Genomic DNA, 820 nt, shown 5'->3' with positions numbered 1-820 from the left:
GCAACTGGGTGTAACAGTGGATGAGTTGCAGCGCATCTGTATAAAGGTGCGTGCTCAGATTATTCGACAGCCATCACTATACTTACAGCTAACCTATCAACTCACCCTGCCCAACCAACTGCTAGCAAAGCAGCTAAACTGGTCAGTGTGGCAGCAAGCGCAAGTAAGATTCGATGATTACTTGTGGGAAGAGACTTGCCTTGAGTGTTTTATCGCTGGTCGTCTGATAAATGATGAAAATCTAACAGATGCTCAAAAGGCAACGCCCTATATCGAGATTAATGCCAATCCAGACGGTCGTTACGCGCTATATCAATTTGAAAGCTATCGTAATCCTGCGACCTTACCACCAACACCCTTACATGCAGCTGATGGACAAGCGCGCGCGTCTATTAATTGGATAAATAATGTAAAGCCAACATTAAGGTACGTGGAGAATTCTTCATTTAATGATCCATCACTAGCAAATAAACCTAATCATTATGAGCGCAGCTTTAATGTACCAGTAATCCAACGATCCAATAAGCAATACACCATCGCAAATACTGTGATTGAGCAAATACATCCTTGTGTTATTTTATGGTTTGGTGAGATTGCTTTATATTTTGCCCCAAACCACGCCTCCCCGCCTGACTTTCACAATCGTAGCCACTGGTCGAAATTTGAGCTTTAACTCTACTTTTAACTTAAGCATCACAACTCAAAGCGCAAAAAAAACCAGCAACGCTATAAAGGCATTACTGGATTTGGAGAAAACTTTTAACATAGGTTACATCTAGCTGGCTATTATTTGTCAGCCATCGCGAGGTAAATACCACGG

At 42.1% G+C, this 820-nt stretch carries 1 protein-coding gene; it reads left to right on the top strand.

The genetic code is table 11. From position 1 onward, the window contains the following. A partial coding sequence (locus L2737_RS22205; protein ID WP_248957136.1) for a DOMON domain-containing protein occupies positions 1-673 on the top strand: 673 nt, incomplete at its 5' end. Positions 674-820 lie beyond the last annotated feature (147 nt).

The sequence above is a fragment of the Shewanella electrodiphila genome (assembly GCF_023283985.1).
GTDB classification, from domain to species: Bacteria; Pseudomonadota; Gammaproteobacteria; order Enterobacterales; family Shewanellaceae; genus Shewanella; species Shewanella electrodiphila.
This window is presented reverse-complemented; position numbering and strand designations above follow the sequence as displayed.